The organism is Acetobacter nitrogenifigens DSM 23921 = NBRC 105050 (assembly GCF_000429165.1).
GTDB classification, from domain to species: Bacteria; Pseudomonadota; Alphaproteobacteria; order Acetobacterales; family Acetobacteraceae; genus Acetobacter; species Acetobacter nitrogenifigens.
The window spans coordinates 1-21,641 of record NZ_AUBI01000020.1 but is presented as its reverse complement, the minus strand read 5'-3'; the positions used below and the strand labels follow the sequence as shown (position 1 = coordinate 21,641).

Genomic DNA, 21,641 nt, shown 5'->3' with positions numbered 1-21,641 from the left:
GCTTTTTTACGATTTTGTCCAATAGCGGGCATTCGCTCCCTCTCTCCAAAAACGTTATCTAGTGCGGGGTCAAATCAAGGCCAACCTCTCGTTTTTCGGGCAAATGCACTCCCGGACATTGCCCCCCACACCTAGGGCCATGACGAAGGGGAGAAACCACCACAATGACCACCATGAAAGCCGCCGTCTGCCGCGAATTCGGCAAGCCGCTGACCATCGAGCAACTCGCAATCCCGACGATCGACGAGAACCAGATTCTCGTGAAGGTCGACGTATGTGGCGTGTGCCACACCGACCTGCACGCCGTAAGCGGCGACTGGCCCGCCAAGCCGACCCTGCCGTTTATTCCGGGGCATGAAGGCGTGGGCCGCGTGGCGCGGGTTGGAAGCAATGTGAAATGGGTGAAGGAGGGGGACGTCGTCGGCGTGCCGTGGCTGCATTCGGCCTGCGGGCATTGCGAGCACTGCTACGGCGGGTGGGAGACGCTGTGTGAAAAGCAGGAGGACACGGGATATTCGGTGAATGGCTGTTTCGCCGAATATGTCGTGGCCGATCCGAACTACGTCGCGCATATCCCCGCGGGCGTCGATCCGCTGCATGTTGCGCCGGTGCTGTGCGCGGGGCTTACGGTCTACAAGGGCCTGAAGATGACCGACACGAAGCCGGGCGACTGGGTCGCGGTGTCGGGCGTCGGCGGTCTGGGGCAGATGGCGGTTCAGTACGGCGTGGCTATGGGTCTGAACGTCATTGCGGTCGATATCGACGACGCCAAGCTGGCGGAGGCGAAGGAACTGGGCGCTGCGTTCGTCGTCAACGCGAAGGATGAAGATCCGGCGGCGGCGATTCAGAAGAAAGTTGGCGGCGCGCATGGCGTGCTGGTGACGGCTGTGTCCCGTTCGGCCTTCGCGCAGGCGATGGGTTATCCGCGCCGTGGCGGGACCATCGTGCTGACGGGTCTGCCGCCGGGGGAATTCCCGATTTCGATCTTCGACATGGTGATGGCCGGGACGACGGTGCGCGGGTCCATCGTGGGGACGCGGCTCGACATGATCGAGGCGCTGTCGTTCTTCGCGGATGGCAAGGTGCGGTCTGTCGTGAAGGCGGACAGGCTGGAGAACATCAACCAGATTTTCGACGATCTGGAACACGGCCGCGTGGAAGGCCGCATCGTCATCGACTTCAGGAACTGATAGGCGCCGGTCCCGCATAGAGACCATCCTGAATGGAAGGTCGGGCTCCGCCCGAACCCGGAAGGGGACTTGTCCCCTTCACCCCGATTTTTGTTAAACAAACCGGTTTCCAAAGGCCCCCGGCCTTTGGCGGGTCAAGGGCAGCGCCCTTGCCTTCCCCCTTTACGAGCCGGAATCAGGCGCCCCTGGCATAAAGGTCAATGGCTCGCAGCGGGCGTGCCCGTCGAGGCGCCTTGCTTCAGCACGGGCGTGAACGGCGCGATGGTTCCATCCGACGGCAGCGGTTTCAGGCCCAGAAGGGTCATGACCAGCGGATAGACATCGACGTTGTCGAACGTTGCGATATGCGTTCCCGGCTGGAACGCAGGGCCGCTGGCGAGGAAGGTCGCCGTCATGTCCGGTTCCTGATTGTCGTAGCCATGATCACCGCCGTTCGGGTTATGCGGCTTCCACTTCCCGGCTTCGATCACCCAGCCGTCGTTGGGCATGCAGACGAAGGCGGGCACGCGGGCGTTGTGGCCGTAATGCAGTCGCTCGGGGATGTCGGCCTTCGCCCAGCAGACGACATGGGCGTGTTTTTTGGTCAGGTTGGCGGCGAGCACGGCCTCGTTGCCCGGCGTCGGGTCGATCCCGGCGTAAGCGCCGCCGACGACCATGTGAAAGGTCTTGGCGGGGCTCAGGCTTTCCACATGGATGACGCGCCTGTCGCTGATCGCGGCCATGCCGTGATCGGACACGACGATGATGTCGGCCTTGATCCCGCGCGATTTCAGGCCCTCGACCAGCCGCCCGATGGCGGTGTCGACCGTGGCTGCGGCCTGCGTGGTTTCCGGCGCGTTCGGTCCGTTTTCGTGGCCGGAGTGATCGACGATGTCGAAATACAGCGTGGCGAAGCGGGGGCGCTTGTCGGGCGTGCGGTCGAACCAGCCGAGAAGGTGATCGACGCGGTCGTTGGACGACATTTTCGAGTTGAACGGCAGCCAGTCGGACGGGCGCACGCCGTGGATGTCGGCTTCCGAACCGGGCCAGAAGAGGGTGGAGCTGCGCACGCCCTGTTTTTCGGCGGTGACCCAGATCGGCTCGGCCTCGTCCCACCAGCGGCGATCGATCAGCGCGGTGCGGTTGCCCAGGCTGAAATGTTCGTTGGCGATGGCGGGATCGTCCATCGTGTTGCCGACGACGCCTGTTTCGTCGGGACGGCGGCCGGTCACGAGGGTGTAGTGATTGGGGAATGTGATGGAGGGGTAGGACGGGCGCATTCCGTCGGCCAGCACGCCGGACGCGGCGAGGGCGTTCAGGTTCGGCGTGACGTCGCGCTTGAGGTAATCGGGGCGGAACCCGTCGATGGAGACGAGGATGACCGGAGTGGGCTGGGGGCCTTGCGCCGACTGCGTCGCGTCATGCGCGCAGGCGGCGAGCAGCAGCACGATTGCGCCGCTGAGTCCCAGCCGTTTCAGGCGGGATGTGTCGAGGGTCTTCGAAAGAGGGCGCTTCATAGGTTCGCTCGCTTGTGAGGAGCCCCGGCTGGCGTAGCGCCTTCGGGGCTGTGGTCTGCTTCATGCTTTCATGAAGCATCCACGCGCGGGCGAACAGGGGTGGCGCGTCGTGCGGTCTGGGGGTGGGCGGCCGTGCGACGCGGGGTGCGCCATTGTTTCTGCTGGCTTTTTCTGGCCGATTTTAAAGCGGGCGCCGTGCAGGACGGCGCCCGTATCGAAACGAATGTTCAGAAAAGCTTCAATTCTCGCCGGGGGCCAGTCCGCGATGTTGCAGCATCGGTCCGATATCCGGGTCCTTGCCGTAGAAGGCGCGGAACATTGCGGCGTAGTCCTGCGTATGCCCCTGCGAGAGGATCATGTCGCGGAAACGCTGTCCGTTTTCGCGGGTCAGGCCGCCGTGGTCGCGGAACCATGCATAGACGTCGTCGTCCAGCATTTCGGTCCAGAGATAGGCGTAATATCCGGCTGCGTAACCGTTGGCCCAGATGTGCAGGAAGTAGCTGGAGCGATAGCGGGGCGGCACGTCGGTGACGTCCAGTCCGCTTTTCTTCAGCGACGCGGCCTCGAACGTATCGACGTTCTGTTTTGGCGCGCTGGCGGACAGGCTGTGCCAGTCCATGTCGAGTTTTGACGCGGCGATGATCTCGCCCAGCGCGTAGCCCTGATTGAAGTGGGCCGCGCGCCGGATCTTGTCGATCAGGTTGGCGGGGATCGGTGCGCCGGTGTCGATATTCCGGGCGTAATGCGCGAGCACTTTCGGGTCGAGCGCCCAGTGTTCGTTGAACTGTGAAGGGAATTCCACGAAGTCGCGCGCGACGGCGGTGCCGGAGACCATGGGGTAGGTCTGGTTGGCGAAAAGCCCGTGCAGGCCGTGGCCGAATTCGTGGAACATCGTCACCACGTCTTCGAAGCTGATCAGCGCGGGCTGGCCTTTTTCGGGTTTGGGCAGATTGGCGATGTTGTAAATGACCGGCTTCGTGCCGAGCAGTTTCGACTGCCCGACCAGATTCGACATCCATGCGCCGCCGTTCTTGTTGTCGCGCTTGAAGTAATCGAAATAGGCGAGGCCGAGCGGCGATCCATCCTTATCGAAAACTTCGAAGACCATGACGTCAGGATTCCAGACCGGAAGATCCTTTCGTTCCTTGAAGGTCACGCCGTAAAGCTGGTTCGCGGCGTAGAACACGCCGTCGCGCAGCACGGTGTTGAGTTCGAAATAGGGGCGAACTTCGTTCTGGTTGAGGTCGAAGCGCTTCTGGCGGAGCTTGTCGGTGTAGAGGTTCCAGTCCCAGGGCTTCAGCTTGAACGATTTCCCGTCAGCTGTGATCTCGTGTTGCAGATCGGAGGCTTCACGCTCCTGCTCGGCGCGGGTCGCGGGGACAAGGCGATTCATGAACGCCTGCGCCGCCTGCGGCGTTTTCGCCATCTGGTCGTAAAGTTCGTAGGACGCGTAGTCGGGGTAGCCCAGCAGCGCCGCCTTCTGTGCACGCAGTTGAGCGAGTTGCGAGACCGTGTCGCGGGTGTCGTTGGCGTCGCCCTTTTCGGTGCGGGTCCAGCTTTTCTGGAACAGCGCCTCGCGTGTCGCGCGGTTTTCCAGCGATGACAGGGCGGGCTGTTGCGTCGTGTTCTGCAACGCGACGACCCACTTGCCATCCAGACCGCGAGATGAGGCTGTTTTCGATGCGCCGATCATGCCTTCGGCGCCGATGCCTGCCAGAACCGTCTTGTCGTCCACGATCAGGGCCGCGGCTTTCGTGCCCTCCATCAGCTTCTGCTGAAAGGTGGTTTCAAGCGATGAGATCCGGGCGTTGAGTGCGCTGAGGGTTGTCCTGTCGGCGGCGGAAAGCTGGACGCCCGCATGTGTGAACTGCTGGTAGTAGAGTTCGAGAACCTGCCGCTGCTCGGGATCGAGTTTCAGGGCGTCGCGCTGGTCGTAAAGCGCCTTCACGCGTGCGAACAGTTTCTGGTTGAGGAAAATCGCATCCTGATGCGCGCTCAGCTTCGGGGCCTCGATCTCCTCCACCTTGTCCAGCGCCGGGTTCGTGTCAGCGCCGTATACGCAGCTGAAGACGTTGTTGACGCGATCGAGCATCCTGCCGGAGCGTTCGAGTGCGGCGATGGTGTTTTCGAAGTCCGGCGCCGCCGGGTCGTTGGCGATGCGGTCTACCTCGGCGCGCTGTTCGGCCATGCCCTGCTCGAACGCGGGCTGATAATCGCTGTCATGGATCAGGTCGAAGCGCGGCGCCTGAAAGGGCAGCGTGCTTGCTGTCACAAAAGGGTTGGTCGGCGGGGCGTCTGCGCGGGCGCCCGGCAGCGCGCAGAGCGCGCTTGCCGCCAGCAGCGCGCCCAGGGCGGCGGAGTTGCGGAACCTGCGGCGAGAAGGGCGGCAGGGAAGGGGCGCGGACGCCATGAAATGCTTTGCAATCATGGCGAATCGTTATGGCGAGCCGATCCGGCAGGTCAAGCGCTGCGCAGTGCGCATTCGATCTCAGCGAGAGGTTTGTTCGCTGTGAAAGAGGTCTTTCCAATGAGCGGGATGTGTTGGCGGCAGGAAAAATTCCATCGCGGCCCATATGACCACGAGGACTGCGGCGGCGATCACAAACGGCGTGAAGCTCGGTGGGCGGGGAGGGCGCGTCGGGCGACCGTCTTGCGGACCGCCGCCTTTAGCCGTTCCCCAGGTCCCGCCGTCAGGCACGAATCGCGGCCTGAAACTCTTCCCACTCGCGTTTGCTGAGGCCGGAATCGGGCTGCGTCACCGCTTCGCCCGCCAGCATCCGGCGCAGGGCCGCGAGCATGGAGGCCGAGAACGTGAAGGCGCCGACGCGGTAGTCCTGAAACGCTTCGGCGGTGACGGGAACCCACGCTCGAAGGATGTCGAGCATCGCTTCTGCATAGGCGCGGATTTCGTACTGCGCGTGCGGGTCGATCCGCAGGGACAGGAAGTGCATCAGGTTATGCAGATCGACCTTCCAGTACCACTGCGTATAGGCGTTCAGCGTCAGGTTCATGCGCGCCAGTTCGCGGGCGAGCCCGGGGCCTTCGTCGGTGTCCAGCAGGTGTTCGTAGGTTCGGTAGCATCTGGCGGCGTCGTCGCGCAGAAGCTCCATCACCTGCTGCGCGGTCTCGGCGTCGAGCGTATCGCCGCGCCCCTGACGGTTGCTGGCGCTCTGTGCCGCCATATGTTCGGGGGCGGGCAGATAGAACTCGTTATCGAGGATCGAATAACGCGCCGAGTATTCGTTGACGTTGGCCGTGCGGTGCCGGATCCACTGCCGGGCGATGAAGATCGGCAGTTTGATGTGGAACTTGATCTCGCACATCTCGAACGGCGTCGAATGCCTGTGCCGCATAAGATAGCGGATCAGGCCCGAATCTTCAGAAACCTTCTTGGTGCCGCGTCCGTAGGACACGCGCGCCGCCTGAACGACCGCCGAATCGTCGCCCATGTAATCGATAACGCGGATGAAGCCGTGGTCGAGCACGGGGATCGGCTTGAACAGCTTTTCCTCGAGTGCGGGAACGGTTGGGCGGTGTGTGGGAGCCGAGGCCTGGGAGTGGGCTTCGATCTCGGCGCGTTGGGCGTCGGTCAGGGGCATGGCTGGTGGTCTGGCGCCTTCGAAAAAGGGATGGCGAGGATCGTTCGCATGCGCTGCGAGGGCGCGTGGCGACCTTCGTGTCGGGTGAAGACCTCTAGCACGCGGGACTCCGGATAGGAACGTGCGGGAATGGCGCTGCGCAAGCGGCGACCGTTACCGGCTGGGGTGGCCTCCGCTGAATGCCGCGAGCGTAGTTGTGGCGGACACCGGGAAGTCGAACACCACGACCTGTTGCAGCAGGGCGCCGACTTTTTGTTTGTAGCGCTCGTGCGCGGCGTCGAAGAACGCGGGGTCATTCACAATCGGTCGCCCTACATAGAAATTCCTGTCGCCCTGCGACTTGAACGTGACGAGGAACCCCAGTTGGAGGCCTCGATCAACGCCTTCGCCGCTATCCTGCAAGCCGGTCTCGATCGACTGGACGACGGTCGAGCCGTTTGGGCGGCGGGACAGGCGGGCAAGATCCAGAAATTCCTGAACCACCATCTTGCGTTGGGCGTCCGTGGCGCCCGGACGCAGTTCGAACATGACCATGTGCTTCACCGTTCCGGGACGGAAGTCTGGCGCGGTGAAGGCGGCGAGGCCGACCTGGTCGCGAAGCTGCTGCGCCGCCAGTGCGGCCGCGTCCGGTCTGGCCGTATGCGGTCGCTGGCTCGGCTGGGCGATGGCGCGTTCGCCAGTCGGCGCCAGGCAGATCGCCGCAAGCAGGATGGAGCGGCGGAGGAGTGGAAGATGCTTCATTGTGGGCCTCCGGGGCGGTGGTCTGTCGGCGTATATTACGCGACCTGAGGGGGGCGGTTGGAAAAGCTCTGGTCACAAGAGGTTGCGCGCAGATCGCGGTGGCTCCGCTTTGGGATGGCGAGCGCTTGCGCACAGTGAATCGGACGCCTATATGTCGCCGTGCAGGAGGGGCTTCGGCCCCTTGGCTATGGCGATAAACGGAACGTAGAATAAGCGTTGTGGACCCGGGGGCGGTACCCGGCGTCTCCACCATCTCCTCCAGCCTTTCGGGGCGGGGAAACATGGGGACGAAACAGGCTCGACACGCGTGGTAAAACCGTTCCTTTTGCCCGGCATTGTACCACCGTCATCGGGCTAAATCACAAGTGCCAACGATAACTCTGAGGTGCTCGCTGTCGCTGCATAAGCGATAAGCGCGGTTCGGGAGGGCACCGGGCAACAGAAGCCCTCCCACTTCAGTTTTCTTCGCGACCCATGACGGTTCTGGCGCGTTCACCCTTGCGTGACGACGCATCGCCCGACGGCGCTTGCGTTCGGCTCCTGTTTGCCGCATCCCTCTTCCAAACGGGCTGGCGTCGGCATGTTGCGCCGCGCGTCCGAAAGACCGTCTCCGAAGCGCACGGCGCAAGGGGGACGCTTGTTAAAAACAGGGGCTTTTGCGATGGCCAGCGATCACGACGACACCGAGTTTGGCGGCGAACTGCCGGAGAGCCTCCTGCCTTACGAGGCGTGGATGGAAGACGCCTATCGTGAGGTGATGTTGCGTGCGCTCGAACATGTGAGCCGGGAGGGGCTTGCGGGCGGCCACCATTTCTATGTGTCTTTCCGCACCGACTGGCCTGGTGTGGAGATTCCGGCCCGGCTCCGCGCCCAGTACCCGCATGAGATGACCATCGTGCTGCAGCATCAGTTCTGGGACCTTACGGTCGACAGGGCCAGGAGCTGCGTCTCGGTTGGACTGTCTTTTGGCGGGGTCGGTTCGACGCTTGTGATCCCGGTTGCGGCGATTACGGGATTCGCGGACCCGCATATCCAGCTCTCCCTGCGTTTCACGACGCCGGACGAGCCGGATGCGGCGGCGCCCGTGCTGGAAGAAACCGCCTCCGTTCAGGAAGAGCGGTCGGAGCCAGAACCCGACGCTTCTCCTGCGGTCGTAAGCCTCGACGCATTCCGCAAGAAGGGCCCGAATCAAGGCTGACGGTGTGCTCGTCGGCTGAACGCACGTCGGGAGACCGAGACCATGACTGTTCAGACCCCCGTCGCAAAAGCGCCGGATTCCTCCGCCGCCAAGACTTCAGCGACACGGGATTTCGCTTACGCTCCAGTGTTCCAGCTCGGTAACGATGAAACGCCGTACCGCAAGCTTGATGTAGAGGGCGTGAGCACTCTGACGGTCGATGGCCGGACCGTGCTGCGTGTCGAGGCTACGGCTCTTGAGGCGCTGGCGACCGAGGCGTTCAACGACATCGCGCATCTGCTGCGGCCGGGGCATCTGGAATCGCTGACCCGAATTCTCAAAGACCCGGAAGCGTCCGACAACGACAAGTTCGTTGCGCTCGATCTTCTCAAGAACGCCTGCATTTCCGCTGGCGGCGCGCTCCCCATGTGCCAGGACACCGGAACGGCGATCGTCGTCGGTAAAAAAGGCCAGCGGGTGTGGGTGGAAGGCAATGACGAGGAAGCGCTGTCGCGTGGGGTCTACAATACCTACACCGGCACGGCGCTCCGTTACTCCCAGATGGCGCCGCTGACGATTTTCGAAGAAAAGAACACCGGCACCAATCTACCTGTGCAGGTGGATATCGCCGCCAATCCCGGCACGTATCATCCCGAGCAGTATGATTTCCTGTTCGTCGCCAAGGGCGGCGGGTCGGCCAACAAGACGTTTCTGTTTCAGGAAACGCGCGCGCTGATCTCAAGCAAGGAAAACCTGCTCAAATGGCTTGAGACGAAGCTGAAGACGCTCGGCACGTCCGCCTGTCCGCCCTATCACCTCGCGATCGTTCTGGGCGGTCTGTCGGCCGAGCAGACGCTCAAGACGGTCAAGATGGCCTCCACCCATTATTACGATTCTCTTCCCCGCGAAGGCAACGAAAACGCTCAGGCGTTCCGTGACGAGGCGATGGAAGCCGAAGTGCTGAAGCTGACTCAGAAGCTGGGCATCGGTGCGCAGTTCGGCGGCAAATATTTCTGCCATGACGTCCGTGTCATCCGCCTGCCGCGCCACGGCGCATCCTTTCCGGTTGGCATCGGCGTGTCATGTTCCGCTGATCGTCAGGCCAAGGCGTATATCAGCGCCGAAGGTGTGTTCCTCGAACAGCTTGAGCGTGATCCGGCTCGCTTCCTGCCCGAGACGACGGACGCGCATCTTGGCGGCGAGGTCGTGAAGATCGATCTTAACCGCCCGATGAACGAAATCCGTGCGGAACTGTCGAAACACCCGGTCAAGAAGCGTCTAGCTTTGACGGGAACGGTTGTCGTGGCGCGTGACATCGCGCACGCCAAGTTTAAGGAACGTCTGGATAGGGGTGAGGGGCTGCCTCAGTACCTGAAGGACCATCCGGTCTATTATGCTGGCCCTGCGAAGACGCCCGCAGGCATGCCGACCGGTTCCTTTGGCCCGACCACGGCCGGGCGCATGGATTCCTACGTCAACGACCTGCAGAAGGCCGGCGGGTCTTTCGTCATGCTGGCGAAGGGCAACCGCTCCAAGGCCGTCAAGGACGCCTGCCAGAGTTATGGCGGCTTCTATCTGGGTTCCGTCGGCGGCCCGGCTGCGCGTCTGGCGCAGGATTGCATCCGGAAGGTGGAGGTTCTGGAATACCCCGAGCTTGGGATGGAAGCCGTCTGGAAGATCGAGGTCGAGGACTTCCCGGCCTTCATCGTCATCGACGACAAGGGCAATGACTTCTACGCCGGCCTGACCTGATACGGGTCTGAGCCAGATCCCTCGGGGCGTTAGATCCCGAGGGGCTTGCATTCCTCCCGTTTTATGCCCCCATAGAGGCGGTGGCGCGGCCCTTTGCGTTTTTGGGGCGTGCGGTCGCAACGCGCCGGACCCCGGTTCGGCAAGGTTGTGGTCCCTCTTGTGGAAGGTGCTCGTGGAATGCGTTTTACCGTCGATCGTCTTGATCATATTGTGCTGACGGTTCGCGACGTCGAAATTTCGGCGTCATGGTACCAGCGCGTCCTGGGCATGGAGCGCGAAGAATACGGTCGCCACAACCGCACCGCCCTGAAATTCGGCGGGCAGAAGATCAATCTGCGTCCCGAGGGGATGGAGGGGTGGGAGACCGCCGAATACTCCACCTGCGGCGCGAATGATTTGTGTTTCGTTGCCGCCGTTCGCAGCGAAGAAATCATCGAGCATTTGCGCAAATGTGGCGTCGAGGTGGTGGAAGGCCCCGTGGCGCGTCTTGGCGCGCTGGGGCCGATCACGTCGGTTTACTGCCGCGATCCGGATCGGAATCTGGTGGAGATTTCTTCGTATCAGGGGTGATTTGTGGGATTTTGTGTGAAAATATTTATAATTAAAAGAGCTTTTCGAATTGTTGATGGTGGTCGTGTTACCCGGCGTGCGCTTTGAGCAGGGCGGCGGTTGGGGAGTGTCGCTTGCGAATGATGAGGGTGAATATCTATAATTATCCTACGGGTGTGGCCCCTTACGTCGATCAATTCTGTCTGACCGAACGATACGTTTGCGTATAAAATCATGATGCCGCACCCACAAACGATTCAGATATTTCTTCCCGGCGGCGATCCTCAAGGTATTCGTGTCGCTTCGATTACCACAAGGATATTACAGGTAATTGAAGTACCGCGCATATGTTTGAGCGCGTTTCTTGCCATGCCTGAGGCCGACTATGTCGGGGTTTACGCATTGCTCGGTGAAAATGAAGAAACGAGCGTCCCAAAGGCCTATATTGGCCAAACGGGAAATTTCAGAACGCGCCTGAAACAACATAGTGAAAAGAAAGATTTCTGGAATAGAGCGCTGATTTCGTTATCGATGACGCAAAGCCTTACAGTTACACACGCTTATTATCTGGAATGGCTGGCGATTGGCAAAGCCGCGCGTGCAGAGCGTTTTGAACTGGAAAACGGAACTGCGGGCAGCAAGCCACATACTCCGCCAGCCATGGAAGCGGAATGCCGGGAGGTTTTTGAAACGCTCGATATATTATTCACGACGCTGGGATATCCTCTCTTCGAACCGTTGCTTCGTTCCCGCCGTCAGACATCGACCGATGCGACGCCAGTTTTCGAGGCTGCGGAACCAAGTAACATTTCTTCCGATGAAGAAGGTGTGACCGTTTACTGCTTGGCTCCTGGCGTGGAGGGACAGGCTCGATACACGGAGGAGGGTTTGGTAGTGTTGTCGGGATCTTATGGGCGGTCTGAAGTATCAGATAGTTTCAGTCGGCATAATTACTATCGCAAGCGCCAAAACCTGATTGATCAGGGTGCTTTGCGCATCGATGGCTCTCGCATCGTTTATACGCGGGATACTCTTTTCAAATCGCCCAGCCCTGGCGCGGTCTACCTGCTTGGGCGTTCGGCTAACGGTTGGTTTGAATGGAAAGACCGGACAGGACGATCTTTGGCTGACGTGATGGAACGAAAGCAATAAGGGAGAAGAAGTGCTCTCCCCTATTGCTGTTCAGGCAATTTTCCGCATCTGCAATGTAAATCATGTACCCGCCCGCACCAGCACATGGTGCTTCTTGCCGGAAGACAGCTTGACTACGCCGTCGACCGCGTCGGCGAAAGAGACGATCTGCCCCTCATCCGTCACCGCTATGTCATTGACGCGTGCGCCGCCACCACGGATCAGGCGCCGCGCCTCGCCGTTGCTGGCGACTAGTCCAGCCTCTGCAAAAATACGGAAGGCGGGAATGCCTTCGGCAAGGTCAGCGTGAGGAAGCGTGCGCGTCGGCAGGGTGTCCACATGCTGCCCAGCCTCAAACACGCGTCGTGCGGTCTCGGCGGCTTCCTCGGCGGCGGCGCGCCCGTGACACAGGGCGGTCGCCTCCGTGGCGAGGATTTTTTTGGCCTCGTTGATCCCGGCGCCTTCTGCTGCGGCGAGACGATCGCACTCCTCCACCGGCAGATCGGTGAAGAGCTTGAGGAAGCGGCCGACATCTGCATCTTCCGTGTTGCGCCAGAACTGCCAGTACTCGAACACGGGCAGCCGCTCCGCCGACAGCCAAACGGCGCCCTTGGCGGATTTGCCCATCTTGGCGCCGGACGACGTGGTCAGCAGCGGCGCGGTCAGGCCGAAGACTTGCTTGCCGTCCGTGCGGCGGACAAGGTCGATGCCCGAGACGATATTACCCCATTGGTCGGACCCGCCCATCTGCAGATTTACGCCGTGACGTCGATTCAGTTCTCGGAAATCAAAAGACTGCAAAATGGAATAGTTGAACTCGAGGAACGTCAGGCCCTGCTCGCGCTCGAGACGCGATCTCACGGAATCGAAAGACAGCATACGATTGACCGAGAAATGCACGCCGACTTCGCGAAGCAATTCGATATAGGGAAGGCGGTCGAGCCAATCGGCGTTGTTGGCGAGAACGGCGTCAGAAGAGCCCTCGCCGAACGTCATGAACTGCCGCAGGCTTTTCTCGATTCCGGCTATGTTCGTTGCGATAGTCTCTTCGCTCATCAGTGAGCGGGCTTCTTCGCGGAAGGATGGATCGCCGATTTTCGCCGTTCCGCCGCCAAGGAGTGCGACTGGGCGGTGGCCGTGTTTTTGCAACAGGCGCAGCAACATGATCTGCGTCGCCGAGCCAACGTGCAGGCTGTCAGCGGTGGGATCGAAGCCGATATAGCCTGTGACCGGGCCGGCCAACATGGCGGCGTCGAGAGCTTCGACGTCAGTGCACTGATAGAGGAACCCGCGCGCGGTGGCTTCCTGCAGAAATGGGCTGCGGAGCGTGGCGGTGGATAATGCTTCGGGCTGGGTCATCTCAGTCTGGTCCTGATCGTCTGGCGCGGGGTGGTCTACCACGCCAGACGATCAGGAGAAACCGCCGCAGCCCGAAGGGGCGTCAGTCAGCCGCCAGCGGCATCGCGCGGCGCGCCATGACCGTGCCGACATGGTCTTCGAGAGCGTCGGTGACCTGCTCGGCCTGATTGGCGAAGATGTGGTCGGCTTCGGGGAAAATCCGATAATCGACAGTGACGTTCTTCTGCGTGTTCAGCTTGTCGACCAGCTTGTGGATGGCCGGTTCCGGCGCCATGTCGTCCTTGCCGCCAGCAATCATCAGGCCGCCGCACGGGCAGGGAGCAAGGAAGCCGAAGTCATAATGAGCGGCCGGGGGCGCGACGCTGATCCAGCCGGTGACTTCCGGACGACGCATCAGAAGCTGCATGCCGACGAACGCGCCGAAGGAGTAACCTGCGATCCACAGCGCGCTGGAGTTCGGGTTGACTGCCTGCATCCAGTCAAGGGCCGCAGCTGCGTCCGAAATTTCGCCGATGCCGCCGTCATAGCGTCCCTGCGAACGTCCCACGCCGCGCGAATTGTAGCGCATGACGGAGAAACCCATTTTCTCGAACGAGCGGTACATCGCGTACGTGATGCGGTTGTTCATCGTCCCGCCATGCAGCGGGTGAGGGTGCAGAACCAGCGCCAGTGGCGCGTTGGGCTCGCTGGAGTGATGGTAACGTCCCTCTAGGCGGCCGTCGGGGCCGGCGAACATAACCTCAGGCATTATGGTTCCACGATTCCTGGTGGCCGTCCCTGGGCATGACGGTCGCCGTGTTAAAGGTGGTCGCCGAACGGGTGACGATGCCTCGCCGATCCGTCGGGTTCGAATGTAAAGTCACGAAACTTGATCTCTTCGCGGCGGCGCGGCGAAAGCGAAGCTCCGCACTGCATGACCGCTCAAAGACACTTGCCATTCCCTATTTGGGGCCGGGCTTACGTTGCGCGAGATGCTTATTCAACAGGGGAGGTCTGCGCGCGATGCGCCGCCCCCGCCGTTTCCATCACGCGGGGAAGTCACCCGGCCGGATCGCCAGGCGACGAACGGCGCGGGCGAGCCTTGCTGGCGTGATGCGCCGTGAGCTTGATGGATGGTAAGAAGGAGGTTGACTCGAACGCACGAACGTCCATGAAAGGTACTCCTCCTGCTTGGCGCCGCATTCGGCGTCTCGCCACTCGTTAAGGTTCTTCAAGAGCGCCTTTTGTTTGCGCCAAATCGTGGCTTCGAAGCAACATATATCTGCGAGTTCACGGTAATGGCTACAGAAAACGTACAAAAGCGTGAGAGAGACGTGGGCGGAAAGGTGCATATCTCGCCCACGCGGCGGTCGTGAACTCCTCGCCGAAAACTCCTGCATCGGGTCTGTACCTCGACGCGAATGCGTCTGAGCCTGTACGCCCGGAAGCCTTGGAGGCAATGGTGGAAGGCGCGGAAATCACAGGAAATCCCAGCTCTCCGCACCGGGCGGGGCGCGCTGCGCGTGCGGCGCTGGACCACGGTCGCCGTCTGGTGGCGGGGCGGTTCGGAGCGTCCGCCGAGAACTGTGTGTTCACTTCCGGGGGGACCGAGGCGAATCTGTTGGCGGTGCGTGGCCTTGGGGCTGGTCGGACGCTTCTTGCTGGCGCCACGGAACACGACGCCATCCGCCGCGCGTCAGACGACTCCACTGTGTGCACGATTCCCGTTCTTCGGGACGGAACCCTGGATCTCGAAGTGTTGGAGGCGCGCTTAAGCGAGGCTGGTCAACATGGCGCGCTCGTTTGCGCCATGCTGGCGAATAACGAGACCGGCGTATTGCACCCGATATCCGAGATAGCGGCGCTTTGCCGACGATACGGGGCACGCCTTCATGTGGACGCCGTGCAGGCGGCGGGCAGAATGGCGTTTGACCTCGGGTCTCTGGGTGCGGACAGTCTGGCGATTTCTGGGCATAAGTTCGGCGGCCCGAAAGGCACCGGGGCGTTGCTGCTCGCGGGCGAGGGGGCGACGCCTTTGGCGCCGGTGCAGGCTGGCGGCGGTCAGGAGCGTGGCCGCCGCGGCGGCACGCCGGCTCTTCCCGCTATCATGGGCATGGCTGCTGCGCTTGAAGCTGCGTCGACGTGTTCCCGGGATCTTGCGCCCCTCCGCGACGCAATCGAGATCGCTGCGCGAGCGGCCGGTGCGACCGTCTGTGGCGACGGAGCTTCTCGTCTGGGCAACACGACCTCTTTGGCATTGTCCGGGATCAGGGGCGAGGCGCAGTTGATCGCGCTTGATCTGGACGGGGTCTGCGTGTCGGCAGGATCTGCGTGTTCCTCGGGAAAAGTGGCGACGTCGCATGTTCTGGAGGCGATGGGTCTGGGCGATCTCGCCGGATGTGCGGTGCGTGTCTCGCTGCCGTGGAACGCGCCGGATGATTGCGCGGAAGTTTTCAACGCGGCTTACGCGCGTCTCGTTTCACGGCGACGTCGCGACGGATAGTGAGCGCAGAAAGAAGGTTCGTGTCCCGACAGTCGTCGTAACATGTACCGATTTGAGACGCGTCGTGGTGGGGGCGGCTCTATCGGTCACGCTCCCTGCGCAAGGACGGCGGCGCCCCGTAACTGGCTTTCGCTCGTCTCGGTGAATCCGGTCTTTCAGCACGCAAAGGCGCCCGCCACGCTGCGTTATTCAGAACCTGCCGCACATAATTCCGTTGAAGCTGTCCGATATGCTGATCGGCTGGAACGCTTCAATAAAGATCGTTCCAGCCGATCAGGCGCGTGCAGGAGTGGGCCAGCCCGGCGCGGAAACCGGGGCTGCACAGGGCGGCCAGTTCCGCTTCATGTTCATAGTCGGGCATCAACCGGCTTATCAGCGCATTTTTGCTCGTGGCGGGATGAAAATAGATTTCCGACACGCCTTCCGGCAAATGCGCGGCCAGAGCCGCCACGCGGCTCGGCGTCATATGCCCGCTCCATGCGAGGCCGAAGCACCAGTCGTTGGTGATCATACCTGCTTCGCGGGCTTGATGTCGAAGCAGTGCAGTCCAGCGGCGTAGAGCAGCGTCGCCCAGAGTGTCGGTATAAATCCCGGCCGCGTAGAGCGGCTCTAACGGCTCCAGCGGCACGCGCACCGCTCGCAGGCCGAATTTCTTGCCGATCTCGATCAGCAGCGCCCCGACGGTGGGATGGAGGTGCATGTGCTTGTGGGCGTTGGCATGGTCCAGGCGCAGACCCGTGCTCCGAAACGCTTCGAATTGCGCCGCGATCTCGGCGGCGAGTTCGCGCCGGACAGACGGCCGGAAGAAATACTCTACGCCCAGCCGAAGCTGATCGGACGGGAACTGCCCGTCCTGAGCGACCAGCAGGGGAATGTCGGCGGGCGGCAGCTTCGCCGGTCCTTCGATCGCCACCAGATGAAGCCCGACGCGCAGGTCCGGCAGACGGTGCGCGCGCTCGACGGCGTCGTCGAACGCGGGACCTGCGACCATCAGGCTGGCCGTCGACAGCAGGCCGTCACGGTGGGCGATCTCGATTGCTTCGTTGACTTCGACCGAAAGGCCGAAATCGTCAGCGGAAATGATGGCGCGCTTCATGATTCAGCGGCGCGTCAGGGGGAGGCGTTGGCCCACCCGCCGTCGGCTCTTTCGCGCCGGGCGACGGGCGGTGGTCGGCCTCCCGCGCATCAGGCCGCGCGGCGGTCGCGCAGGAAGTGGAAGAACTCCACGCCTTCGCGCAGACGACGCTTCATCATCTGCGGGCTGCGCACCATCTCGTTGACGATCGACGCGATCTTCGGCGCGCGGAAATAGAACTTCCGGTAGAACTCATCCACGCTGTTGAAGATTTCGGTGTGCGACAGGTGCGGATAATGCAGCGGCGCCATCTGCACGCCGTTCTCGTCGATCAGCTCGGCGTGGGATTCGTCCAGCCAGCCGTTCTCGGTCGCCTGCTTGTGCAGGGCGGTGCCGGGATAGGGCGCCGCGAGGGAAACCTGCAGGGTGTGCGGGTTGATCTCGGTCGCGAACTTGATCGTTTCCTGGATCGTCTCCTTCGTCTCGCCAGGCAGACCGACGATGAAGGTGCCGTGGATCTTGATGCCGAGTTCGTGGCAGTTCTTCGTGAACTCGCGCGCCACTTCGACCCGCATGCCCTTCTTGATGTTGTGAAGGATCTGCTGGTTGCCGCTCTCATAGCCGACCAGCAGCAGGCGCAGGCCGTTGTCCTTCAGGACTTCAAGCGTCTTACGGGGAACGTTCGCCTTGGCGTTGCACGACCAGGTGACGCCCATCTTGCCGAGTTCCTTCGCGATCGCCTCGGCGCGCGGCAGGTCGTCGGTGAAGGTGTCGTCGTCGAAGAAGAACTCTTTCACCTGCGGGAAATACTGCTTCGCAAGGCGGATTTCGGCGGCGACGTGCTGCGGGCTGCGGGTGCGGTAGTTATGGCCGCCGACCGTCTGCGGCCACAGGCAGAACGTGCAGCGCGATTTGCATCCGCGACCCGTGTAGATCGAGATGTACGGGTGCATCAGATAGCCGATGAAGTAGTCTTCGATCCGCAGGTCGCGCTTATAGACCTCCGTCACGAACGGCAGGCTGTCCATGTTCTCGATCATGGCGCGGTCGCGGTTGTTGACGATCACGCCTTCGCTGTTGCGCCAGGAAATGCCGTCGATATCCTTGAAATCGCGACCTTCGGCGACTTCCTTGATGGTGAAGTCGAATTCGTTGCGCGCTACGAAATCGACTGGCGAGGCCTTGAGCAGGCTCTCTTCCGCCTGAACGGCGACCTTCGCGCCGACCATGCCGATCTTCAGGTTCGGATTGGCGTCCTTGAGCATCTGCGCCACCTGTACGTCCTTGGAGAAAGACGGGGTGGAGGTGTGCAGGACGACCAGATCGCGATTCTTCACGTCGGCGAGAATCGGCTCCATGCCCATGCGCGCGGGCGGCGCGTCGATCAGGCGGCTGCCTTCGACCAGAGCTGCAGGCTGGGCGAGCCACGTCGGATACCAAAACGACTTGATTTCACGCTTGGCCTGATACCGGGAGCCGGCGCCGCCGTCGAAGCCGTCGAATGACGGGGGTTGCAGAAACAGGGTCTTCATCATGGCGGACGGTCCTTGCCGAATTGGAGCCAAAGCGGGTGGCGGAGATAGGATGGTCGTCAGAAAATCGGGTCGCGACGACACTGACTCAATACCGGAGGCGCTTGCATAGCGGTTTCGGGTATCGCTGTCATGCCGCAGGGAAAAACGACCCGGTGTGGGAGACGCGGCTTCTAGTCCCCTGTTGATATAGGAGGGGGAATGGCGCTGATGGGAGGGGCGTGGGCCGGTCCCGCGACGTGCCCGGAAACATGCATGGTGTGTCCGCGCCAATCGACCCGCGTGCCGGTCATGCTGCTCGCCATGATAATCGCCGAGAGCCAGTCTCGCGGCGCGAGCAGCAGCAGGGGCATGAGTGAGCGCTGACCGACGCAGCGATCCATGACGAACGCGGCGGCGGCGCGGAAGCCGTAGCACCACAAAAACAGAGCGAGGGGCCAGGACGCGTGCGGCTGCAGCACGACAGCCAGCGTGAGCCACAGAAGAGGCAACTGAATCGACGATGCGAGATAGCCGACCGGCGCCAGAGCCCGGACCGTGCGCCCCCACCTAAGCTCATGGCTGTAAAGCGCTGGCAGGCTGTCTTCCGCGATCGTCGTCCAGGTCATGCAGCCGGCGATGGCGATGTCCTGACCCTGCGCCCGAACGAGACGCCCGAGCACCGCGTCGTCCGCCACGTGTGCGACCAGCGCCTCCAGGCCGCCGACCCGGTCGAGCATGGATCGAGTGAGGGCCATTGTGGCGCCAAGGCAATCCTGACGCCCCAGATAGCGGGACAGCAGTACGCCCGGCAGGAAATTGTGGTTGATCTGACAGGCTGACAGCAATCGTGGTAGTGCGTTGCTGGCGGGAAGCCCGGCATAGAGAGTCGTCACCAGGCCGACATTGGGCGTCTGGAACGCAAGGACGACCTGTCGGAGATAATCCGGTCCGACATGGATATCGGAGTCCGAGATGACCAGAATTTCATGCTTCGCGTGAGGAAGCATGTTGATCAGATTGCTGACTTTCCGGTTTTCCCCATGAAGCGCGCCGTTGACGACAAGGCTCATGTCGACGCCGGGATGGCGGGCCTGAAGACGCCGGACCAGTTCAATGGCCGGATCGTTGGCCCGCTGAACGCCGAATACGATTTGCATCGCAGGATAATCCTGCGTGCAGAAGCTTTCCAGCGCTTCATCCAACAGAGGCTCATCGCCATGCAACGGCTTGAGAATCGTAACCGTCGGAAAACTGGAAGGCTGTTGCCGCCGACGCTCGCGCGCGCAGAAACGCGCGACGAGCGCGGTTCCCAGCGCGGCTTGCACGCACCCGGCCAGGCCGAGCGCTGCGCTTCCGATTGCGGCGACCTGAAAGACCGAAGACGGGCCGATCATACGGGCGCGGCATCCCGCGGCGCGTTTTGCGGTGTGTGCAGGTCCGGTGAACGATGCGGCCGGCGCATAATGGGGATTAGTCCTCGGAGAAGCTTTTGACCTTGCGGTTCAACACATCGACCAGCCCGTTGACGCCGCCAGAGGCGAGGGTGGAGCCGAAATCCGCGCGTTGCGCCGCCGCCTGACTAATATGCCCCTCCAGCAGAACGTCAACGATCTTCCACGAGCCAGCTTCGGGTCTGACGACATAGTCGACCTCCGTTCCAGGCATATTGTCTTCCGAGCCGATATGCGTCGTGACGATTTTTTCGCCGCCGATCGGAGACGGGCGGGAGCCCGGGGCGAGCGTGAACCGTGCGCCTGAGCCACGTTTGAAGTTCGAGAGATAGCGGGCGACCGTGTACTGGCGAAATGTCGCGAGCAATGTCTGCTTTTCCTGATCGGAAAGCTGCATGTAGCGCGCCGCGCCGATGGAGGAACGCAGCACGGCTTCGAGATCGTAAGTCTGGTCGATTACCGGCGCCAGCGTCTGCATACGTGCGTCGAAAGCGCCCGAGTCCTTTTGCTGAATCCTGTCAAGCGCCTGATCCAGCGCGGCCACTGGCGCTGTTTCGTCGACTGCCGCCTGTGCGCGGGCAGCGCCAGGGCCGAAAGAGACAGTGATGGCCAGCGCCGCTGTTGCGGACAGGGCGCGACGCGCGGTCAGACGGATATCGATCATCAATTGGCTCCTGAAACCGTTTTCTGGGCGACGCTCTGGGTTATGTTTGAATTGACGCCGAGCGCGTTGAGTGCGGTTTTGACGATGTGCGGGGCGTTGAGTTCTGCGGTGTTGTATTGGTCGAACTGGTTGTCGTGGTCGATGAACCTGTCCGGCAGTGTCATGGTGCGCAGGCGGACGTTGTCGAGCAGGCCTGTCTTTGACAGGTGATGGGCGACGAGCGCCCCGAAGCCGCACTCCGACCCTTCCTCGATGGTGATCAGCACGGCGTGGTTGCGCGCCAGCTGCTCGATCAGGGCGGTGTCGAGCGGCTTGGCGAAGCGCGCGTCGGCGACGGTTGGCGCCAGGCCGTGGGCGGCGAGCTGGTCGGCGGCCTTCAGCACCTCGACCATGCGCGGGCCGAGGTTGAGGATGGCGACGCCGCCTTTCTCGCGCCCGGACTGCGCGCCCATCTCGCGCACGATGCGCCCCTTGCCGATCTCGATGATCGAGCCCGCGGCCGGAAGCTCCAGCCCGAGGCCGTTGCCGCGCGGGTAACGCAGCGCGATCGCGCCCTCGTCAAAGGCGGCGGCCGTCGCCGTCATGTGCAGCAGTTCAAGCTCGTCGCTCGGCGCCATGATCGTCATGTTCGGCAGGCAACCCAGATAGGCCAGGTCGAACGAGCCCGCGTGGGTCGCTCCGTCCGCGCCGACAAGACCGGCGCGGTCGATGGCGAAGCGCACCGGCAGGTTCTGCAGCACCACGTCGTGGACCAGCTGGTCATAGGCGCGCTGCAGGAACGTCGAATAGATCGCACAGAACGGCCGCAGCCCTTCCGTCGCCATGCCGGCGGCGAAGGTCACGGCGTGCTGTTCGGCGATGCCGACGTCGAAAAACCGGTCGGGGAACTTGCTGGCGAACTTGTCGAGGCCGGTGCCGGACGGCATCGCCGCCGTGATGGCGACGATCCTGTCGTCCTGCTCGGCGCTGCGGACCAGTTCGCGGGCGAACACGTTGGTCCAGGACGGCGGGCCAGGCGGGGCCTTGCTCTGCTCGCCGGTCACGATGTTGAACTTCGCGACCGCGTGGTACTTGTCGCCTGCGGCCTCAGCGGGTTTGTAGCCGCGACCCTTCTCGGTGATGACGTGCAGCAGGATCGGGCCGTTGTCCGTGTCGCGCAGGTTGCGCAGGATCGGCACGAGCTGGCTGATGTCGTGCCCGTCGACGGGGCCGACATAGTAGAAGCCCAGTTCCTCGAACAGCGTGCCGCCGGTGATCATGCCGCGCGCGTATTCCTCGGCCTTCTTGGCCGTGCGCTCGAGCCGGTCGGGCAGCTTCCTGACGAATTTCCCGGCGAGGTCGCGCAGCCCCATGAACTGGCGCGAGGACATCAGGCGCGAGAGGTAGTTCGACATCGAGCCGACCGGCGGCGCGATGGACATCTCGTTGTCGTTGAGGATGACGATCAGGCGTTCCGCGCCG

The 21,641-nt window shown here is 62.3% G+C and carries 17 protein-coding genes and 1 other RNA gene; 7 read left to right on the top strand and 11 right to left on the bottom strand.

The window, feature by feature from the left end; all coding sequences use genetic code 11:
- Nucleotides 1–164: 164 nt before the first annotated feature.
- Nucleotides 165–1,190 (top strand): alcohol dehydrogenase AdhP, encoded by a 1,026-nt coding sequence (gene adhP, locus G442_RS0116355; protein WP_026398855.1) that lies wholly within the window; start codon nt 165–167, stop codon nt 1,188–1,190.
- Nucleotides 1,191–1,387: 197 nt separating this feature from the next.
- Here adhP and G442_RS22870 read toward each other — a convergent pair whose 3' ends face one another.
- From G442_RS22870 to G442_RS22860, 4 genes are all read right to left on the bottom strand, one after another.
- Entirely contained in the window at nt 1,388–2,686 is a 1,299-nt protein-coding gene (locus tag G442_RS22870; protein WP_051292441.1) for an alkaline phosphatase family protein, read from the bottom strand.
- 238 nt (nt 2,687–2,924) lie between these two features.
- Nucleotides 2,925–5,114: a M3 family metallopeptidase gene (locus G442_RS22865; RefSeq protein ID WP_246789498.1), complete on the bottom strand. Its 2,190-nt coding sequence runs from the start codon at nt 5,112–5,114 to the stop codon at nt 2,925–2,927.
- A 262-nt stretch (nt 5,115–5,376) separates the two neighbouring features.
- A complete protein-coding gene (gene thyX / locus G442_RS0116340) occupies nt 5,377–6,285 on the bottom strand; it encodes an FAD-dependent thymidylate synthase (RefSeq protein WP_026398854.1) in 909 nt (302 codons plus the stop codon).
- A gap of 153 nt (nt 6,286–6,438) precedes the next feature.
- The gene (locus G442_RS22860; RefSeq protein WP_084440662.1) at nt 6,439–7,026 is read right to left on the bottom strand and encodes a Dabb family protein; all 588 of its coding nucleotides are present in this window, start codon (nt 7,024–7,026) and stop codon (nt 6,439–6,441) included.
- Between the two features lie 121 nt (nt 7,027–7,147).
- Between G442_RS22860 and ssrA the strand changes: the two genes are divergently transcribed.
- The 5 genes from ssrA (at nt 7,148) to G442_RS0116315 (ending at nt 11,656) form a co-directional block, all read left to right on the top strand.
- Nucleotides 7,148–7,481: a transfer-messenger RNA gene (gene ssrA / locus G442_RS24550) on the top strand.
- Between the two features lie 206 nt (nt 7,482–7,687).
- Nucleotides 7,688–8,224, top strand: a complete 537-nt coding sequence (locus G442_RS0116330) for an SspB family protein (RefSeq protein ID WP_026398853.1) — start codon at nt 7,688–7,690, stop codon at nt 8,222–8,224.
- Nucleotides 8,225–8,266: 42 nt separating this feature from the next.
- A complete protein-coding gene (locus G442_RS0116325; RefSeq protein ID WP_026398852.1) occupies nt 8,267–9,955 on the top strand; it encodes a fumarate hydratase in 1,689 nt (562 codons plus the stop codon).
- Nucleotides 9,956–10,132: 177 nt separating this feature from the next.
- The gene (locus tag G442_RS0116320) at nt 10,133–10,525 is read left to right on the top strand and encodes a VOC family protein (RefSeq protein ID WP_026398851.1); all 393 of its coding nucleotides are present in this window, start codon (nt 10,133–10,135) and stop codon (nt 10,523–10,525) included.
- A gap of 213 nt (nt 10,526–10,738) precedes the next feature.
- Nucleotides 10,739–11,656 carry a GIY-YIG nuclease family protein gene (locus G442_RS0116315; RefSeq protein ID WP_026398850.1) on the top strand — a complete coding sequence of 306 codons (918 nt, stop codon included), beginning with the start codon at nt 10,739–10,741 and terminating at the stop codon, nt 11,654–11,656.
- Nucleotides 11,657–11,716: 60 nt separating this feature from the next.
- On the opposite strand, the gene tyrS is transcribed toward G442_RS0116315, so the two are convergent.
- Nucleotides 11,717–12,994: a tyrosine--tRNA ligase gene (gene tyrS / locus G442_RS0116310; RefSeq protein WP_051292439.1), complete on the bottom strand. Its 1,278-nt coding sequence runs from the start codon at nt 12,992–12,994 to the stop codon at nt 11,717–11,719.
- Nucleotides 12,995–13,076: 82 nt separating this feature from the next.
- A complete protein-coding gene (locus tag G442_RS0116305) occupies nt 13,077–13,742 on the bottom strand; it encodes an alpha/beta hydrolase (protein WP_026398848.1) in 666 nt (221 codons plus the stop codon).
- A gap of 603 nt (nt 13,743–14,345) precedes the next feature.
- Between G442_RS0116305 and G442_RS0116300 the strand changes: the two genes are divergently transcribed.
- A complete protein-coding gene (locus G442_RS0116300; protein ID WP_026398847.1) occupies nt 14,346–15,476 on the top strand; it encodes a cysteine desulfurase family protein in 1,131 nt (376 codons plus the stop codon).
- A gap of 250 nt (nt 15,477–15,726) precedes the next feature.
- On the opposite strand, the gene hpnK is transcribed toward G442_RS0116300, so the two are convergent.
- The 5 genes from hpnK to dxs all read right to left on the bottom strand — a co-directional run.
- Nucleotides 15,727–16,572 carry a hopanoid biosynthesis-associated protein HpnK gene (gene hpnK / locus G442_RS0116295; RefSeq protein ID WP_026398846.1) on the bottom strand — a complete coding sequence of 282 codons (846 nt, stop codon included), beginning with the start codon at nt 16,570–16,572 and terminating at the stop codon, nt 15,727–15,729.
- An 89-nt stretch (nt 16,573–16,661) separates the two neighbouring features.
- Entirely contained in the window at nt 16,662–18,086 is a 1,425-nt protein-coding gene (gene hpnJ, locus G442_RS0116290) for a hopanoid biosynthesis associated radical SAM protein HpnJ (protein WP_026398845.1), read from the bottom strand.
- 170 nt (nt 18,087–18,256) lie between these two features.
- Nucleotides 18,257–19,459 carry a bacteriohopanetetrol glucosamine biosynthesis glycosyltransferase HpnI gene (gene hpnI, locus G442_RS0116285; RefSeq protein WP_051292438.1) on the bottom strand — a complete coding sequence of 401 codons (1,203 nt, stop codon included), beginning with the start codon at nt 19,457–19,459 and terminating at the stop codon, nt 18,257–18,259.
- A 76-nt stretch (nt 19,460–19,535) separates the two neighbouring features.
- Entirely contained in the window at nt 19,536–20,180 is a 645-nt protein-coding gene (locus tag G442_RS0116280; protein WP_026398843.1) for an ABC transporter substrate-binding protein, read from the bottom strand.
- Nucleotides 20,180–21,641: 1-deoxy-D-xylulose-5-phosphate synthase (gene dxs / locus G442_RS22855; RefSeq protein ID WP_035376799.1), on the bottom strand; the 1,462-nt coding region annotated here is incomplete at its 5' end. The genes G442_RS0116280 and dxs, both read right to left, overlap by 1 nt.

Bases quoted from the DNA above. Each gene is read 5' to 3' on its own strand.
- tyrS (WP_051292439.1), bottom strand. From the start codon at position 12,994: ATGACCCAGCCCGAAGCATTATCCACCGCCACGCTCCGCAGCCCATTT.
- G442_RS22860 (WP_084440662.1), bottom strand. From the start codon at position 7,026: ATGAAGCATCTTCCACTCCTCCGCCGCTCCATCCTGCTTGCGGCGATC.
- hpnI (WP_051292438.1), bottom strand. From the start codon at position 19,459: ATGATCGGCCCGTCTTCGGTCTTTCAGGTCGCCGCAATCGGAAGCGCA.
- hpnK (WP_026398846.1), bottom strand. From the start codon at position 16,572: ATGAAGCGCGCCATCATTTCCGCTGACGATTTCGGCCTTTCGGTCGAA.
- G442_RS0116330 (WP_026398853.1), top strand. From the start codon at position 7,688: ATGGCCAGCGATCACGACGACACCGAGTTTGGCGGCGAACTGCCGGAG.
- hpnJ (WP_026398845.1), bottom strand. From the start codon at position 18,086: ATGATGAAGACCCTGTTTCTGCAACCCCCGTCATTCGACGGCTTCGAC.
- G442_RS22865 (WP_246789498.1), bottom strand. From the start codon at position 5,114: ATGATTGCAAAGCATTTCATGGCGTCCGCGCCCCTTCCCTGCCGCCCT.
- G442_RS22870 (WP_051292441.1), bottom strand. From the start codon at position 2,686: ATGAAGCGCCCTCTTTCGAAGACCCTCGACACATCCCGCCTGAAACGG.
- G442_RS0116320 (WP_026398851.1), top strand. From the start codon at position 10,133: ATGCGTTTTACCGTCGATCGTCTTGATCATATTGTGCTGACGGTTCGC.
- thyX (WP_026398854.1), bottom strand. From the start codon at position 6,285: ATGCCCCTGACCGACGCCCAACGCGCCGAGATCGAAGCCCACTCCCAG.
- adhP (WP_026398855.1), top strand. From the start codon at position 165: ATGACCACCATGAAAGCCGCCGTCTGCCGCGAATTCGGCAAGCCGCTG.
- G442_RS0116305 (WP_026398848.1), bottom strand. From the start codon at position 13,742: ATGCCTGAGGTTATGTTCGCCGGCCCCGACGGCCGCCTAGAGGGACGT.
- G442_RS0116325 (WP_026398852.1), top strand. From the start codon at position 8,267: ATGACTGTTCAGACCCCCGTCGCAAAAGCGCCGGATTCCTCCGCCGCC.
- G442_RS0116280 (WP_026398843.1), bottom strand. From the start codon at position 20,180: ATGATCGATATCCGTCTGACCGCGCGTCGCGCCCTGTCCGCAACAGCG.
- G442_RS0116315 (WP_026398850.1), top strand. From the start codon at position 10,739: ATGATGCCGCACCCACAAACGATTCAGATATTTCTTCCCGGCGGCGAT.